11 protein-coding genes and 1 pseudogene are annotated in these 15,878 nt (G+C 63.1%); 9 read left to right on the top strand and 3 right to left on the bottom strand.

What is annotated here, in order from left to right; translation table 11 throughout:
- Positions 1 to 143 precede the first annotated feature (143 nt).
- Complete coding sequence (locus NKI88_RS30870) at positions 144 to 1,790, bottom strand: acyl-CoA synthetase (RefSeq protein ID WP_352659166.1); 1,647 nt, start codon at positions 1,788 to 1,790, stop codon at positions 144 to 146.
- Between the two features lie 201 nt (positions 1,791 to 1,991).
- On the opposite strand from NKI88_RS30870, the gene NKI88_RS30865 reads away from it, so the two are divergent.
- The 6 genes and pseudogenes from NKI88_RS30865 (at position 1,992) to NKI88_RS30840 (ending at position 10,419) form a co-directional block, all read left to right on the top strand.
- Positions 1,992 to 3,113 carry a KamA family radical SAM protein gene (locus NKI88_RS30865; RefSeq protein WP_031204246.1) on the top strand — a complete coding sequence of 374 codons (1,122 nt, stop codon included), beginning with the start codon at positions 1,992 to 1,994 and terminating at the stop codon, positions 3,111 to 3,113.
- 150 nt (positions 3,114 to 3,263) lie between these two features.
- Positions 3,264 to 7,073 carry a methionine synthase gene (gene metH, locus NKI88_RS30860; RefSeq protein WP_352659164.1) on the top strand — a complete coding sequence of 1,270 codons (3,810 nt, stop codon included), beginning with the start codon at positions 3,264 to 3,266 and terminating at the stop codon, positions 7,071 to 7,073.
- A 188-nt stretch (positions 7,074 to 7,261) separates the two neighbouring features.
- Positions 7,262 to 7,853 (top strand): annotated as a pseudogene (locus NKI88_RS30855) (BA14K family protein).
- Between the two features lie 87 nt (positions 7,854 to 7,940).
- Positions 7,941 to 8,258 carry a DUF2934 domain-containing protein gene (locus tag NKI88_RS30850; protein ID WP_023747869.1) on the top strand — a complete coding sequence of 106 codons (318 nt, stop codon included), beginning with the start codon at positions 7,941 to 7,943 and terminating at the stop codon, positions 8,256 to 8,258.
- Between the two features lie 263 nt (positions 8,259 to 8,521).
- Positions 8,522 to 9,529 (top strand): hypothetical protein, encoded by a 1,008-nt coding sequence (locus tag NKI88_RS30845; RefSeq protein ID WP_352659162.1) that lies wholly within the window; start codon positions 8,522 to 8,524, stop codon positions 9,527 to 9,529.
- On the top strand, positions 9,478 to 10,419 hold the full coding sequence (locus NKI88_RS30840) for a class I SAM-dependent methyltransferase (RefSeq protein WP_352659160.1): 942 nt from the start codon (positions 9,478 to 9,480) through the stop codon (positions 10,417 to 10,419). Before NKI88_RS30845 ends, NKI88_RS30840 begins: the two co-directional genes overlap by 52 nt.
- Positions 10,420 to 10,427: 8 nt before the next feature.
- Here NKI88_RS30840 and NKI88_RS30835 read toward each other — a convergent pair whose 3' ends face one another.
- Both NKI88_RS30835 and NKI88_RS30830 read right to left on the bottom strand, forming a co-directional pair.
- Positions 10,428 to 12,386, bottom strand: a complete 1,959-nt coding sequence (locus NKI88_RS30835) for a tripartite tricarboxylate transporter permease (RefSeq protein ID WP_352659158.1) — start codon at positions 12,384 to 12,386, stop codon at positions 10,428 to 10,430.
- Complete coding sequence (locus tag NKI88_RS30830; RefSeq protein WP_023754659.1) at positions 12,386 to 13,438, bottom strand: Bug family tripartite tricarboxylate transporter substrate binding protein; 1,053 nt, start codon at positions 13,436 to 13,438, stop codon at positions 12,386 to 12,388. Before NKI88_RS30830 ends, NKI88_RS30835 begins: the two co-directional genes overlap by 1 nt.
- Before the next feature lie 210 nt (positions 13,439 to 13,648).
- Here NKI88_RS30830 and minC point away from each other — a divergent pair, with 210 nt between their 5' ends.
- From minC to minE, 3 genes are read left to right on the top strand one after another with little or no spacing between them, the layout of a single operon-like run.
- Entirely contained in the window at positions 13,649 to 14,479 is an 831-nt protein-coding gene (gene minC / locus NKI88_RS30825; RefSeq protein ID WP_352659156.1) for a septum site-determining protein MinC, read from the top strand.
- 49 nt (positions 14,480 to 14,528) lie between these two features.
- Positions 14,529 to 15,344, top strand: a complete 816-nt coding sequence (minD, locus tag NKI88_RS30820) for a septum site-determining protein MinD (RefSeq protein WP_023670342.1) — start codon at positions 14,529 to 14,531, stop codon at positions 15,342 to 15,344.
- Positions 15,341 to 15,613: a cell division topological specificity factor MinE gene (minE, locus tag NKI88_RS30815; protein WP_023684809.1), complete on the top strand. Its 273-nt coding sequence runs from the start codon at positions 15,341 to 15,343 to the stop codon at positions 15,611 to 15,613. Before minD ends, minE begins: the two co-directional genes overlap by 4 nt.
- The last annotated feature ends 265 nt before the right edge of the window (positions 15,614 to 15,878 follow it).

The following is a 15,878-nucleotide window of genomic DNA, read 5'->3' as shown; positions in this document are numbered from 1 at the left end:
GGCCGCCTGGCCTGTGGGGGGTCGCCGCGGGCCACGGGCGCACTCCTTAGCCCCCCGCACCCGAGGTTAGCGCTACCCGCGCAACGACCCCCTCTGTCGCCTTCGGCGACATCTCCCCCTCGAGGGGGGAGATTGGCGCCTAATCACGCCTTGCGCTTCTCCACCTCCGCCTTCCTCAGCAGGAAGCGCTGGATCTTGCCGCTTGGGGTCTTCGGCAGTTCCGTGATGAACTCGACCTCGCGCGGGTAGGCGTGCGCGGAGAGCCGTTTCTTCACGTGCTGGGCAAGCTCTTCGGCGAGGTCGGGGTTGCCCTTGTAAGCCGGCACCAGCACGACGAAGGCCTTGACGATCTCTGTGCGCTGCGGATCGGGTACGCCGACCACGGCCGCCTCGTTGACCGCCGGATGCTCGATCAGCGCGCTTTCGACGTCGAACGGGCCGATGCGATAGCCGGCCGAAGTGATGACATCGTCGGCGCGGCCGATGAAGGAGACCGAACCGTCCGGCTCGTACTCCACCGTGTCGCCCGTGCGGTAGTAGCCGCCCCTGATCGCCGGCGTCTCGGCTTGGTGATAGCCGTCGAACCAGCGCAGCGGCGACTTCGCGATGTCGACGGCGAGGATGCCGGGCTGGTTGGGGCCGAGCTCGTTGCCGGCCTCGTCCAGTACCACCATGCGATATCCGGGCATGGCGAAGCCGGCCGAGCCCGCGCGCACGACATGCGAGAGCCCATGATGGTTGTTGACCATCATGCCGTTCTCGGTCTGGCCGTAATGGTCGTGAATGGGCGCGGCGAGATTTGCGTCGAACCAGCGGATGACTTCCGGGTTGAGCGGCTCGCCGGCGCTGCTCACCACGCGCAGTCTGCCTTTGACACGGGCCGCAGCTTCCGCGCCTTCCGCCATCAGCAGGCGATAGGCGGTCGGCGAGCCGGCAAGGCTGGTGACGCCGAGCCACTCGATGATGTCGTAAGTGCTCTTGGCGTTGAAGGCGCCTTCATGGAAGGTCGTGGCGATGCCGAGCTGCAACGGGCCGGTGATGGCGTAATAGAGGCCGTAGGCCCAGCCGGGGTCCGCGATGTTCCAGAAGATGTCGTCGGGCAGCAAGCCGATCGCGTCGCGCATATAGGCGCCGAAGGCGAGCAGGGCGCGAAGCGGCACCGGGACGCCCTTGGGCAGGCCGGTCGTTCCCGACGTCGACATCATCATGAACAAATCGTCGCCCTTGCGCATCACCGGCTGGCAGTCGGGCGAGGCGGTGCCAAGCGCGGCGCGGAAATCGATGTCGCCTGCAGGCAGCACATCGCCATTGCCAAGGATGGTGGCGATTTGCGCTGATGTCTCGACCTCGTCGAGCTTGCCGCGATTGGCCGGGTTGGTGACCACGATCCTGGCGCCGCTATAGCCGAGACGGTGCTCGATGGCCTTCGGGCCGAAGGCGGTGAACAGCGGCTGGTAGACCGCCCCGATGCGCCATGTCCCGAGGATCAGCGCCACCAGTTCGGGGACGCGCGGCAGCATGCCGGCGACGACATCGCCGGCACCGACGCCGGCGGCCTTGAGCACATTGGCGGCGCGCCCCGACATGTCGGCGAGATCGTCGAAGCTGAATTCGCGAAGCTCGCCGCCGGCCGAGATCGCGCGCAGCGCCAGCCGGTCTTCTCCGGTGTAGCGGCCGCAGCATTCGACATAGGCATTGATGCCGGTTCCAGGGTTGCCATACAACCGCGCGATCTCATCTTCGATGCGAAAGCGCTGAACGGCATCCTCATAGCGCGGCATTTTGCTCATCGCAGTCCTCCCTAGGCGGCGCCCATCTCCCCTTGGAGCGCCTTATCGGTCAGATTGCCTGAAATTGCTGCGCTGGTCGATTACGGCGATAGTCGGGGAATGCGAAGGATCGCAGCGCAGCGACAATCCGCGCCGAGCCACTGCTGTTGACCGAACCGTCCATCCGGCCGATAGCACCGCCAGAATTGCCTCGAGGCCCCAATGATCCCAGACTCAACTTTCGATGACGCGGCCATCGCCGACGAAGGACGCGATGCTGACATCGCCTGGCAAAACGACATCCGCGCGGGCGTGCGCCACGTCCGCGATCTCGCCTCGCTGCCGCTGTCACCCGCCGAGCGCGCGGCGGCGCAGGAGGCGGCTACGCGCCACAAGGTGCGTGCCCCCAAAACCTATCTCGACCTGATCGACTGGAACGATCCCGCCGATCCGATCCGCGCGCAAATCATTCCATCGCCGGATGAGCTGACCGAAACGGAAGGCGAGCTCGACGATCCGATCGCCGACCATGCCTTCAGTCCGGTGCCGCGACTGACGCACCGCCACGCCGACCGCGTGCTGTTGTTTGCGACCTACCAATGCGCGGTCTATTGCCGCTTCTGCTTCCGCAAGGAGTCTCTGACCTCGATCGGCCGCGGCTACACGCGCGAGGCGCTCGAAGACGCCTTTGCCTATATCGAAGCCCATACCGAAATCCGCGAAGTGATCCTGACCGGCGGCGATCCGCTGTCGCTGCCGGACAAGGCGCTGGCCGAAATCCGCGCCCGCATCGAGACGATCGCGCATGTCAGGCTGCTGCGCATCCACACACGCGTGCCTGTCGTGCTGCCCGCGCGCATCACGCCGGGGCTGGTTGGCGCCTTGCGGGGCCGGCTGATGGTCACAATCGTCACCCATTTCAACCATGCGCGGGAGATCACGCCGGCCACCGAATTGGCCTGCCGCGTCATGCGCCAGGCAGGCTTCGTGCTGCTCAACCAGAGTGTCCTGCTCAAGGGCGTCAACGACACGGTCGAGGTGCTGGAGGAACTCTGCCGCGAACTGATGTACCGGCTCGGGGTCAAACCCTATTACCTGCACCATGGCGACCTCGCGCGCGGCATGGCGCACAGGCGCACCACGATTGCGCAGGGACAGGCGCTGGCCGGCGCGCTGCGCGCCCGCCTGTCGGGCATCTGCAATCCGGTCTATGTGCTGGACCTGCCGGAAGGCGGCGGCAAGGTGCCGCTCGGGCCATGCCATGTCGAGGGACGGGACGGGCAGGATTGGCGCATCCGCGGCCAGGATGGCGAGGTGAGGGTATATCGGGACGTGGTGGTGTAGGCACGGCGCAGCGGCGACGATGACCGCCGCCGTCACATTGTCGATCGGGATGACCATCGCACCAAACTCTCGCCACTACGCGTTCGCCTGCATTCCGTATGTTGACATAAAGATATCCTTATGTGATGGTTGTCGCCTCAAGGATAAAAAATGTCGCAGAATTCTGCATCGCTGGACGCATTGTTCGGCCCCGTCGCGGCAAAGCCCGATGGGTCCGAAGTGCTTGCGGCGCTGACGGCAGCGGCACGCGAGCGCATCCTCATCCTCGACGGCGCCATGGGCACGCAGATCCAGGGTCTCGGCTTCGACGAAGAGCATTTCCGCGGCGAGGCTTTCGCGGGCTGCGCCTGCCACCAGCAGGGCAACAACGACCTCTTGATCCTGACGCAGCCGAAGGCGATCGAGGAAATACATTATCAATACGCCATCTCTGGCGCCGATATCCTCGAGACCAACACCTTCTCCTCGACCTCGATCGCCCAAACGGACTACGGCATGGAGGATGCCGTCTACGCGCTGAACCGGGACGGCGCGCGACTGGTGCGTCGGGCAGCGGCGAGGGCACAGCAGGAAGACGGCAAGCGGCGCTTCGTCGCCGGCGCGCTCGGGCCGACCAACCGCACCGCCTCGATGTCGCCCGACGTCAACAATCCAGGCTACCGCGCCGTCACCTTCGACGATCTGCGCCTGGCCTATGGCGAGCAGCTGCGCGGCCTGATCGACGGCGGCGCCGACATCATTCTCATTGAAACCATCTTCGATACGCTGAACGCCAAGGCGGCGATCTTCGCCTGCAACGAGATATTCATCGAAAAGGGCGTGCGCCTGCCGGTGATGATTTCCGGCACCATCACCGATCTCTCCGGCCGCACGCTGTCGGGCCAGACGCCGACCGCCTTCTGGCATTCGGTGCGCCATGCCAACCCCTTCACCATCGGCCTCAACTGCGCGCTCGGCGCAAATGCGATGCGCGCGCATCTGGCCGAAATTTCAGGCGCCGCCGACACCTTCGTCTGCGCCTATCCGAATGCCGGCCTGCCCAATGAATTCGGCCGCTATGACGAGAGCCCGGACTTCATGGCCGCGCAGATCGAGGATTTTGCGCGGGAAGGGCTCGTCAACGTCGTCGGCGGCTGCTGTGGCTCGACGCCGGACCACATCCGCGCCATCGCCGAGGCTGTCAAGAAATATCCGCCACGCGCCATCCCCGAGATCGAGCGCAAGATGCGCCTGTCCGGGCTGGAGCCGTTCACGCTGACCGACGAGATTCCCTTCGTCAATGTCGGCGAACGCACCAACGTCACCGGCTCGGCCAAGTTCCGAAAGCTGATCACGGCGGGCGACTATGTCCCGGCGCTCGACGTGGCGCGCGACCAGGTCGCCAATGGCGCACAGATCATCGACATCAACATGGATGAAGGCCTGATCGATTCGAAAAAGGCGATGGTCGAGTACCTCAATTTGATCGCCGCCGAACCCGACATCGCCCGTGTTCCGGTGATGGTCGACTCCTCGAAATGGGAGATCATCGAGGCCGGGCTGAAATGCGTGCAGGGCAAGCCACTGGTCAACTCTATCTCGATGAAGGAAGGCGAGGAAGCCTTTCTGCATCATGCGAAGCTGGTGCGCGCCTATGGCGCGGCGGTGGTCGTCATGGCCTTCGACGAGGCCGGCCAGGCCGACACCAAGGCGCGCAAAGTCGAGATCTGCACCCGCGCCTACAAGCTGCTCACCGAACAGGCCGGTTTCCCGCCCGAAGACATCGTCTTCGACCCCAACGTCTTCGCGGTCGCCACCGGCATCGAGGAGCACGACAATTACGGCGTCGACTTCATCGAGGCCACCGGCGAGATCACCGCCACGCTGCCGCATGTGCATATCTCGGGCGGCGTCTCGAACCTGTCCTTCTCCTTCCGCGGCAACGAGCCGGTGCGCGAGGCGATGCACGCCGTGTTCCTCTACCATGCCATCCAGCGCGGCATGGATATGGGCATCGTCAATGCCGGCCAGCTCGCCGTCTACGACACGATCGAGCCGGGGCTGCGCGAAGCGTGCGAGGACGTCGTGCTCAACCGCGCGCCCAGGGCCGGCGGCACCGCCACCGAACGCATGCTGGAGATCGCCGAGCGTTTCAAGGGCACGGCCGGCAAGGAAGCCAGGGAGCGCGATCTCGCCTGGCGCGACTGGACAGTCGAGCAGCGGATTTCCCATGCGCTGGTCAACGGCATCACCGAATTCATCGACGCCGACACCGAAGAGGCGCGGCTTGCGGCCGAGCGGCCTCTGCATGTCATCGAAGGCCCGCTGATGGCCGGCATGAATGTCGTCGGCGATCTGTTCGGCGCTGGAAAGATGTTTCTGCCGCAAGTGGTGAAGTCGGCGCGCGTGATGAAGCAGGCGGTGGCCGGATTGCTGCCGCACATGAAGGCCGAAAAACTGGCCAACGCCGCCAATGGCATCGACAATGGCGAGCGCCAGACAGCCGGCAAAATCCTGATGGCGACTGTAAAGGGCGATGTCCACGACATCGGCAAGAACATCGTCGGCGTCGTTCTGGCCTGCAACAATTACGAGATCATCGATCTCGGCGTCATGGTGCCGGCGGCGAAGATCCTGCAGACGGCTCGCGAGCAAAATGTCGACATCATCGGCCTGTCCGGCCTGATCACCCCGTCGCTGGACGAGATGGTGCACATGGCCGCCGAGATGGAGCGTGAAGGGTTTGACATTCCGCTGCTGATCGGCGGCGCCACGACCAGCCGCGTGCACACGGCGGTGAAGATCCACCCGCGCTATTCCAAGGGACAGACGGTCTATGTCAATGACGCCAGCCGCGCCGTCGGCGTCGTGTCATCCTTGCTGTCGAACGAGACCAAGGGCGGCTACGTCGACACATTGCGGGCCGAGTACAAAAAGGTCGCCGACGCGCATGCCCGCTCCGAGGCCGACAAGCAGCGGCTGCCGCTGGCCAAGGCCAGGGCCAATGCGCACAAGGTCGACTGGTCGACCTATGAGCCGCCGAAGCCGTCCTTCACCGGCGTCAAGGTTTTCGGCAACTGGGACCTGACGGAGCTCTCGCGCTACATCGACTGGACGCCGTTCTTCCAGACCTGGGAGTTGAAAGGGCGTTACCCCAAGATCCTCGACGACGAGAAGCAGGGACCGGCGGCACGCCAGCTTTTCGAGGATGCGCAGGCGATGCTGAAAAAGATCATCGCGGAAAAATGGTTCGCGCCGCGCGCCGTCATCGGCTTCTGGCCGGCGAACGCCGTCGGCGACGACATCAGGCTGTTCACGGATGAGGCACGCTCGCAGGAACTGGCAACCTTTTTCACGCTGCGCCAGCAACTGACCAAGCGCGACGGCAAGGCCAATGTCGCGCTGTCGGATTTCGTCGCGCCGGCCGACAGCGGCAAGCCGGACTATATCGGCGGCTTCATCGTCACCGCGGGGATCGAGGAGGTGGCGATATCAGAGCGCTTCGAGCGCGCCAATGACGATTATTCCTCGATCATGGTCAAGGCGCTGGCCGATCGTTTCGCCGAAGCTTTCGCCGAGCGCATGCACGAGAAGGTGCGCAAGGAATTCTGGGGTTACGCCGCCGACGAGACGCTGGCGCCGGATGAACTGATCGGCGAGCCCTATCGCGGCATCCGCCCCGCGCCCGGCTATCCCGCGCAGCCCGATCATACCGAGAAGGCGACCTTGTTCCGGCTGCTCGACGGCGAGCGCAATGCCGGCGTCGGCCTGACCGAGAGCTATGCGATGTGGCCGGGCTCGTCTGTGTCCGGCATCTATCTCGCCCATCCCGAAAGCTATTATTTCGGCGTCGCCAAAGTCGAGCGCGACCAGGTCGAGGACTATGCCCGCCGCAAAGCCATGCCGCTGGCCGATGCCGAGCGCTGGCTTGGGCCGATCCTCAACTATGTGCCCGTGGATTATGCCGAGGCGGCGGAATAGCCGGGACGTGATCTGGCCCAATGGCTCGACCGCTCCCTTGATTTTCACCGTCGAAAAAAATCGCGCCGCACCCGGTTCTCGGCGAGCTGCCGGTTGTGGGTCGGTCAGACTTAGGTCCCTCGCGCCTGCTTTTCTGGAACAAGCCGTGATGTCCCGCATTTTATTGGCAGGGACACAAGGAGTGTCGAGTGAAAGCGATTTTGGGACTGGTCGGCGGCTTCGTGCTGACCCTTGCGGTGTTCGGCAGCGGGCTGGTTTTCGCAGCCTGGCTGCTTGCCGCCAAGCCTGTGCGGGAGGCAAGGCCCACCGTCAGTCGTGGCGGAACTGTGGACCCGGGAAGCGCGGCCGGTGGACAAGACGGCGCAGGACTTCGAACGTCTGCCGCCCGAGCAGTCCGCGCATGCCGACATCGCCGCCAGGGAGCCAGCCCAGGACCCGGCCAGGCAGCAGCCCGATCCCACAGTCACCGGCGCCATCGCGCGGACCGAACTGCCGCCGCCGCATCTCGCCTGGTGCGCCAGCCGCTACCGCTCCTACGATCCCGACGACAACAGCTACATGTCCTATAGCGGACAGCAGCGCACCTGCGTATCGCCCTATCTCGCCGCCGACCGCGTCGCGCCGCGAGAGGCAAGCTATGTCGAGGGCGCGGGCGCCTACGCGGCTGCCGGCGGCGAACCGGACCATGTCGCCTCCTGCTTCAGCCGCTATCGCTCCTACCGTCCGGAAGACAACAGCTACCAGCCATATTCCGGCGGGCCGAGACGGCAATGCGAATAGCCAGCGCGAAGGGCGCCGCGAACGATTGCGACCGCGCGATTTCTGGGGTCGTTCGGATCGTCCTCAAAGCCCAGGGGAGGAACCACCATGGAAGACGACCGCCATCATAAGATACAGCAGCGCGCCTACCAGATCTGGGAGCGCGAAGGCACTGGCGACCCCGAGCACCACTGGCACCGGGCCGAGGCCGAAATCGACCGCGAAGCCGCTCTGCCGCTGACCGCCGACGACGCCCTGCCGCGCGAGATCGCCAGCACCGACGTGCTGACCGTCGAGGAACTCGCCGTGCGCACCGGCATATCGGGCGACGAGGCACAGGAGCTGATCGACAGGCTGGGCGCGGACAGGGCGGCGGTTGAGCAGGCGGCGCGGGGGATTGAGGGAAAGAGGCGGGCGACGTCCTGATCGGAGGGCTAGGACGATCTTTCAGAGTGTCTTGTTGACACTTATCACTTTGGCAGTCGCGACAGAGGCCGTCATTTCTGACAGCTTTGCGCCCAAATTGATCCGTGCTGGCCATCACAACATCCGTAAGCGGACGGTGCCGACGCCGGCGAAGCAGCCCAGATGCCGCGATACGAAGTGCCAACCACTTCGCGGCACCAGCGTGCCTGTAGACACTCTCGCCACTTTCTCTATACGACGTCGAGACGGGGTGGCGAGCAACGATGATCACAGTGTTGGTGCACGAGTTGAATCAGACGCCGATGCGGCGGCTGATTTCGTCGGCAGGGCACTTGTTGCCGCTTTTGCGCATGGAAACCTATCAGTCAGTCTTCCGCCGACTGAACTTTCCCGCGGGTACCTTGGTTTTTACGGATTTTGAGTATCTGAACGGCATGGAAATGATGGCGGCGGCGGATATTGCCGAAGCCGCAAAGCGCGCCGACCCTGATGCTCGAATTCTAAACCATCCAGCGACTGTCCTGGAGCGGTTCGCCCTGCTCCGCCGGCTTCATATTAGAGGAATCAACCCGGTCGAAGTATCGCGTCTGGAGCAGGATGAGCGACCAACCCGCTACCCTGTTTTTATCCGGATGGAAGATGGCTTTTGGGGGCCGGAAACGAAGCTTCTGGAAAACCCACGCCAACTTGAAGAGGCGATCGCCGTGCTCCAGGGCAACGCCAAGCCGATGAAGCGGCGCATCGCCGTCTCCTTCGAAGCCGATCGCGATTCGAACGGCTACTATCGAAAGTATGGCGCATTCCGCATTGGGAACGCTATTGTGTCCCAGCACGTACTTAGGTCCATGGACTGGAACGTTAAGTCATCGGCAAGCAGCACCGACCCGGATTTCGTGCGCGAGGAACTCGCCTTCGTAAAGGACAATCCGCACGCTGAGGACCTGCTTCGCGCCTGCAATACGGGCCATATCCAGTTCGGCCGCGTGGACTACACGTTGCGTGACGGCGCACTGGTGATATTCGAGGTCAACCCCAATCCGACTTTTCCGAAGTTCAAAGGTGGCGCAGCCGCCCGTGAGGAACGACGTGGCCACATCATCGCAGCGTTGAAAGTTGCATTCGCGGCCATCGACAGTTCCGGCACCGGGAGAATCGACTTCCTGCCTTCAGCCAGATCTTACCAATTCATTCAGTCGGGCCGCTGGATATGGCCAGTGAGATGGCTTTGGAGAACAAGAATGGCCCGGCGAAGGAAGATGCATTCGCAATGAACGGCCCGCGAGAAAGCCCACCGGCAGGGCAACGGATCTCGATCCACACCGACGAACCACTCACGCAACTTGCCCGTTTTTCGTTTGATTGGGCTGAGGTGCTGTGTGACCCGAGCCATGGGTGCAGGCCCTACCATCGCACGTGGAGCATGATCCGCCTGCTGGAATCGAAAGGTGCCAAGCCGGCCGGCGGGGGGTTCTTTGGACGTGAATTGGCTGCCGTGGCCCAGGAGGGACGCTGTCGGATTCTCCTGTCGGGCGCGGCCGACACCGGCCTGGCGGCAATGGTTCTGGGCCAAACGAGGCCGGTCGGCATCGAGCCCGAATTTGTGCTGATCGATCGCTGTGAAACGACGGTCGAACAGAACAGGCTGTTTGCCCGCTCCGCCGGTTTTGCGCTCGAGACCCACCGCGCCGACATTCGCGGTTGCGACTGTGCGCCGGTGCAGGCAGTTGTCGCGCATAGCGTTCTTAATTTCTTCGACCGCAGCGCACGCCAGCAGGTGGTCGACAGTTGGGCACGTAATCTCAAGCCTGGCGGACGCCTGCTTCTCTCCCAGAGGTTGCTATCGGAAAAAGACCAGCCGAGGGGGCCTCGCAGCAGTGCTGAAATCGGCCGAAGGCTTTCGACCATCGAGAAGGCCGCCGTCGCGGCGCATTTTCCTGCCGCTGCCGTGGCGGAGCTGAAGACGGCCGTCGAAGCGCTCTGGGATGAACCGCTACATGAAGATCGCACTACATATTCAGACCTTGCGGATATGCTGAAGCAATCCAACCTGACGATTGTCGGCTCGGAGCAGCATCATACCGGGAAAAGCGTTTCCCCGCTTGCCGCTGCCGACAGCGTCCAGACAATTCCTAGATACGAAATCGTCGCCGTCAGGATGTAGCCCGACCACTAGAATAAGTGCGACATCGCAGAAGCGGGAAGGTCGATAGCGGCTATCCGATCGAGATAAAACCAGGTCGCCACTGCGACCGCAACCGAGGTGCAAGATGCCAGTGCCGCCGACTTCAAGGTCAGCTTCTGACCGGCTGCAATCCATATCAGGGTAAACAGGGATAGCGCCGCCGGGAGGCCCGCCAGCCAGACAGCGGCCGGCAACAGGAGCATCATCATCAACGGCACACGATGGCTTTCCGGGATCGTATGGGTCAGTCCGCCTCCCTGTTTCTCGTGGCCAACAAGCGAGATCGTTTGCACAAGGGCGACCGCGAGCATCGCAAACAGACAACACCAGGCCACGGCCTGCGCGAAGATCGAATAGCCTGGCTGCCCTTGGAGCGATATCGCTGCCAGCACAGCGCATCCACCGGTCAACAGCCATGCGACTGCGGCATCGGCACGCTTTGGCTTGACACGTCGCGGCGGCAAAACACCACCGCGCACGATCCATGCGAGGGAAAGCGCGATTATGACCATGATCGTCAACGACGCCGGCCGTTGTAGAGGGTTCAGCCTGCCGACACGGGCCAACTCCACACTGAGCGCCAGGTTTCGCTCGATGAAGCCGCCCAGGACGAATGATATGACAAAAGGAATTTGCGGCCAGTCGAGGCGCTTCAGCATGTAGCCGGCCAGCCCGAAAGCGACGGCTACGTACAGATCGATCAGCAGCCCGTTTAGCTGCACGATCGTCACGAAGCTGACGACAATGATCGGGAGCGCGATGCGGTCGATCCTGAGAGCAGTCAGGCGCGCAAAATATGGTGTCAACGCCAATCCCACTGCGGACGTCAGCAGGTTCGACAGCAGCAGCGCGGTAATCAACGTGAACGTCAGGGGCAAGCCGGTCGTCAGCATCGGTATGCCCGGAACGATGCCGTGTACCGTCAGGACTGTCAGCAGGATCAAGCCGCCCTCGCTGCCGGGAAGGCCGAAGGCAACGGTCGGCAGAAGCGAGCCTCCGTCCTTCGAATCGACGGCCGCTTCCGGCGCAATGATGCCCCTGATGTCACCAGATCCGAACCTTGAGCGCTGGTCCTTGGGGGTTGTCTGGATCGCCTGCCCGTAGGCAACGAAGCTGGCGACCGTTCCTCCAACACCTGGAATGATGCCGACCAACACGCCGATGGCCGACGATCGCATTGTTAGTCCCCAATGACGAAAGACAGCAAGCATACCGGTCCAGATCGAGTCGTTCGCGTTTTCCAGGCCAGCCGCTTTTTCAAGCTGCAATCTTTTTCGCCACGAGATGATTTCAGAAACGGTGAAAAAGCCAAGCAGCAGCGCGACCATGTCGACGCCGTCGAAGAGAGCGATGCTCCCAAACGTCCAGCGTGGTTGGCCATAGGTCGGATCAGTTCCGACAAGACCGACCAAAAGCCCCAGCAGCGCCATCGCCAGCGCTTTCAGACGGGACGCGCTTGGAACCGCAATGATCGTCGACAGGCCCCACACGCCGAGCAGCACGTATTCAAACGGTCCGAATTGCAGGATGAACGGCCGAATGATCGGCATGAGCGCTATGAGGACGAGGACGCCAAAAAACGATCCGACGGCCGAGGCCGTTGCCGCGGCGGCTATCGCGGTGCGAGGCAGGCCGGCCCTGGACATCGGATGGCCGTCGAGCAGGGTTGCCGCGCTTGGCGCATTGCCCGGTATGTTGAAGAGGATAGCCGTTATAGATCCCATGAAGGTCGCGCCGCCGGTAAGGGCGCCAAACAGCAACAACACCGATACCGGATCCCAATGCACGGTTGCGACCAGCAGAAGGGTTGCAAGGCTGGCGCCGCCAATCCCTGGAAGAAAGGACGTAGCCATGGCAACCAAGGTGCCAAGCACCGGGATCAGTATGTTCGGCCAGGAGAATACATTGCCCAGTCCAGTGCCGAGGGCAGCCCAATATCCGGTCATCAGCGCGTTGCTCGCGCATCCCGCTCGAGTTCCGGGTGTTTTTTCAGATACGCTTCCGCCTCATGGAAGGCACTGAGCATATCGTTGATCACGATTACGGTCTGGTCAGCGTCGCGCGGCTCGATTGGACGTTTCTGAGCTTCAAGCGCCACCTTGAACCCATCGCTCTTGACCGCGGCGGAGACGGCGTCACGAAGACAACCTAGCGATTTCTGCTCCATGTCGGCAGGGGCAAAAAATCCCCGCGCTGTCGCCGAAGCTTTCGCGACGGCGATGGCCAACCGCAATCGTTCTTCCTGCTTCTCCTTGGAAAGGCCTTGGCTGCGCTGCCACACCAACCCTCCTTCACCCGCCAGGAAAGCCACGCCTGGCGCGTTCGGGTCAGGTCCCTCCGTGAGAACCAGACCGACTTTGGCTTCGCCTGCGGCGGTCGAGCGCAAGCCTGTCGTCAATGAATTGGATGTCATATCGCCTTCGCCACGCAGGAGCGCGGACATGAGTGCGCCGCTGCCTTCATAGCCCGAGACCACGTCGACCTTGATATCGAGGAGGTGCGCGGTGAGCACTATCGGCAGGATGCCGGCTTCAAGCGATGAAACCGACGCGACCAGATGTTTGGCGCTTTGCAAATCGACATCGTTCCGAACGATCCACGCTTCGGGATCGATGTGAATCAGTCCTATCGGATTTAGCCGATTCATCCAGTTGTCGACGCCAGCCGGAATGTCACCTTGCGAAATTATGTCGGAGACGCTTTCAATCATAAGGACCAGTTCGTCGGATGGCGCATTGGTTACACGCTTTAGCGCCGCAAATCCGCCTGCCGCGGGCATATTCACGACCCTGACATCGAGCTCGGTCGTGCTGGCAAGGGCCGGCGCAAATGCACGGGCATAGGTATCATAGCCGCCGCCGGCAGCGTTGGGGACAACGAGGGTGATTCGCCGGCCGGCGTAGGTGGTTGCGCAAGCGATCTCGCCGCCGCTTGCCGCGGACGGCAGGTAGATTGCCGCGGCGGTGATTGCCGCCAACGCCACACGAAAGAACTTCATCTCGCCAAGCCCCAGATTTCACCCAGTGGTGATACTTTAGATAGCCCTTGCAACGCCAGCGTTGTTCCTTAGCAATCGCGCTTAGTTTCGTGAATGTCGCGGTCTGTGTCGCCAATTGGCGTCCGATCTGCCATGCGGTTATTCAGTTCATTAACCTTTCATTAACCATACCACGGCTAGCGTTTACCTCTCAGTAAGGAATCGCCCGCCGTGACCTTTGCCGCTCCCCTCGAGGCCAAGTCCATTCGCTTTCGCGCCCGCTCCTTCGTCGCTTTCACGTTGACGCCGGAGGCGCCTTTGGATGTTTGGCTGGAGAGCTTGGATCGCTGGGTCGGCAACTCGCCGGGCTATTTTGCCGGGCGCCCGGTGGTGCTTGACCTGAACGTGCTGAAGCCGGATGTCGTCGCCATCGAAGCGTTGGTCGATTTGCTCGGCCAGCGCGGCATCCGCATCTATGCCATCGAACTCGACGGCGGCGCCGAGCTTGGCGCGCACCTGCCGCCGGTGCTGGTCGGCGCCAAGGAGGCGACCACCGACGGTCTGCTGCAGCCCAGCCGCAAGGCGGGCAGGGCGGAGGACGCCACTGCAGGAAGCGACATAAAGGCGGCCGGTGACATCAAGGCAGAGGCCGGCGATTTGAAGGCGGGCGATTTGAAACCGGCGAGCGATGCCAAGGCACAGCCGAAAGACGCCAAAATCGCCGCACCCGACGCCAGCACGCTGATGATCCGCTCGCCGATCCGTTCAGGGCAGCTGATCTTCCACCCGCATGGCGATGTCATCGTGCTGGGCTCCGTCGCGTCCGGCTCCGAGATCGTCGCCACCGGCTCGATCCACGTCTATGGCACGCTGCGCGGCCGCGCGTCGGCAGGGGCGCAGGGCAATACCGCCGCGCGTGTCTTCTGCCGCAGGAACGAGGCCGAGCTTCTCTCGGTCGATGGCTGGTATTGCACGGCCGAGGAGATGGACCCGTCAGTCCGGGGCAAGCCTGTGCAGGCATTTCTCGACAACGGCATGCTGCGCATCGCCCCTTTCAGCTAATGCGTCTCGCCCGACAACGACATAACGAACAACAACGGAGGCTTTATTGATGGGCAAGGTAGTGGTGGTCACCTCGGGCAAGGGGGGCGTCGGCAAGACGACCTCTACCGCGGCTCTGGGGGCGGCGGTCGCCAAGACCGGCAAGAAGGTGGCGCTGGTCGATTTCGATGTCGGCCTGCGCAACCTCGATTTGATCATGGGCGCCGAACGGCGCGTGGTGTTCGATCTCGTCAACGTCATCCAGGGCTCGGCAAAGCTGTCGCAGGCGCTGATCCGCGACAAGCGGGTCGAGACGCTGTTCCTGCTGCCGGCCTCGCAGACGCGCGACAAGGATGCGCTGACCGAGGAGGGCGTGGCCGAGGTCATCGGCAAGCTGCGCTCGGTCTTCGATTATGTCTTCTGCGACAGCCCGGCCGGCATCGAGCGCGGCGCGCAGCTCGCCATGCGCTTTGCCGACGAGGCGGTCATCGTCACCAATCCTGAAGTGTCGTCGGTGCGCGATTCCGACCGCATCATCGGCCTGCTCGATTCCCGCACCTTGCGCGCCGAGGAGGGCGAGCAGATCGCCAAGCACGTGCTGGTCACGCGCTACGATGCGGGACGCGCCGCGCGCGGTGAAATGCTGTCCATCGACGATGTGCTGGAGATCCTGTCGGTGCCGCTGCTCGGCATTATCCCCGAGAGCCAGGATGTGCTGCGCGCCTCCAACCTCGGTTCGCCGGTGACGCTGTCGGAGCCGCTGAACGCCGCTGCCAAGGCTTACATCGACGCGGCCAAGCGGCTCGAGGGCGAACAGCTGCCGGTCATCGTGCCCTTCGAGCGCAAGGGCTTCCTGGATCGTCTTTTGGGAAGGAGGGCGGCATGAACCTGCTCGACATCTTCAAGCGGCGCACCAGCGCGCCGGTGGCGCGCGAACGGCTGCAAGTGCTTCTCGCCTATGAGCGCCGCAACCGCAGCCAGCCCGATCTCGTCTCCATCCTGCGCGAAGAGATCATGGCGGTGATCGCCAAGCATGTGCAGATCGACCAGGATTATCTGCAAGTCTCGATGGACCGCGGCGAGACCATGTCGACGCTGGAGATCGACATCCAGATCCCCAACAAGAGCGCAGTGCCGCTGGCCATGGCCGGGTGAGGGCACTTTACCCTCCCCCTTGTGGGGAGGGTCGATCCGCAAAGCGGATCGGGGTGGGGGTCTGCGCGGACCTCCGCCGTCTTGGGTTCCTCTCCCAGACTTTCGTGAGGGAAGAGGAAATCCACATCCCCCACTGTCAGCGCTAGCACCCCCACCCGGACCTGCGGTCCGACCTCCCCACAAGGGCATAGGCGCTAAGATAGGTATTGCCCTGCGGAATCGGGTGTGATTCTACACTGCGATGACACACGAATCGCTTGTTGAT

This window comes from Mesorhizobium sp. M0317, assembly GCF_040321555.1.
GTDB lineage: Bacteria > Pseudomonadota > Alphaproteobacteria > Rhizobiales > Rhizobiaceae > Mesorhizobium.
This window is presented reverse-complemented; position numbering and strand designations above follow the sequence as displayed.

Bases quoted from the DNA above. Each gene is read 5' to 3' on its own strand.
- NKI88_RS30830 (WP_023754659.1), bottom strand. From the start codon at position 13,438: ATGAAGTTCTTTCGTGTGGCGTTGGCGGCAATCACCGCCGCGGCAATC.
- NKI88_RS30840 (WP_352659160.1), top strand. From the start codon at position 9,478: ATGGCTTTGGAGAACAAGAATGGCCCGGCGAAGGAAGATGCATTCGCA.
- metH (WP_352659164.1), top strand. From the start codon at position 3,264: ATGTCGCAGAATTCTGCATCGCTGGACGCATTGTTCGGCCCCGTCGCG.
- NKI88_RS30865 (WP_031204246.1), top strand. From the start codon at position 1,992: ATGATCCCAGACTCAACTTTCGATGACGCGGCCATCGCCGACGAAGGA.
- minE (WP_023684809.1), top strand. From the start codon at position 15,341: ATGAACCTGCTCGACATCTTCAAGCGGCGCACCAGCGCGCCGGTGGCG.
- NKI88_RS30835 (WP_352659158.1), bottom strand. From the start codon at position 12,386: ATGACCGGATATTGGGCTGCCCTCGGCACTGGACTGGGCAATGTATTC.
- NKI88_RS30850 (WP_023747869.1), top strand. From the start codon at position 7,941: ATGGAAGACGACCGCCATCATAAGATACAGCAGCGCGCCTACCAGATC.
- NKI88_RS30845 (WP_352659162.1), top strand. From the start codon at position 8,522: ATGATCACAGTGTTGGTGCACGAGTTGAATCAGACGCCGATGCGGCGG.
- NKI88_RS30870 (WP_352659166.1), bottom strand. From the start codon at position 1,790: ATGAGCAAAATGCCGCGCTATGAGGATGCCGTTCAGCGCTTTCGCATC.
- minD (WP_023670342.1), top strand. From the start codon at position 14,529: ATGGGCAAGGTAGTGGTGGTCACCTCGGGCAAGGGGGGCGTCGGCAAG.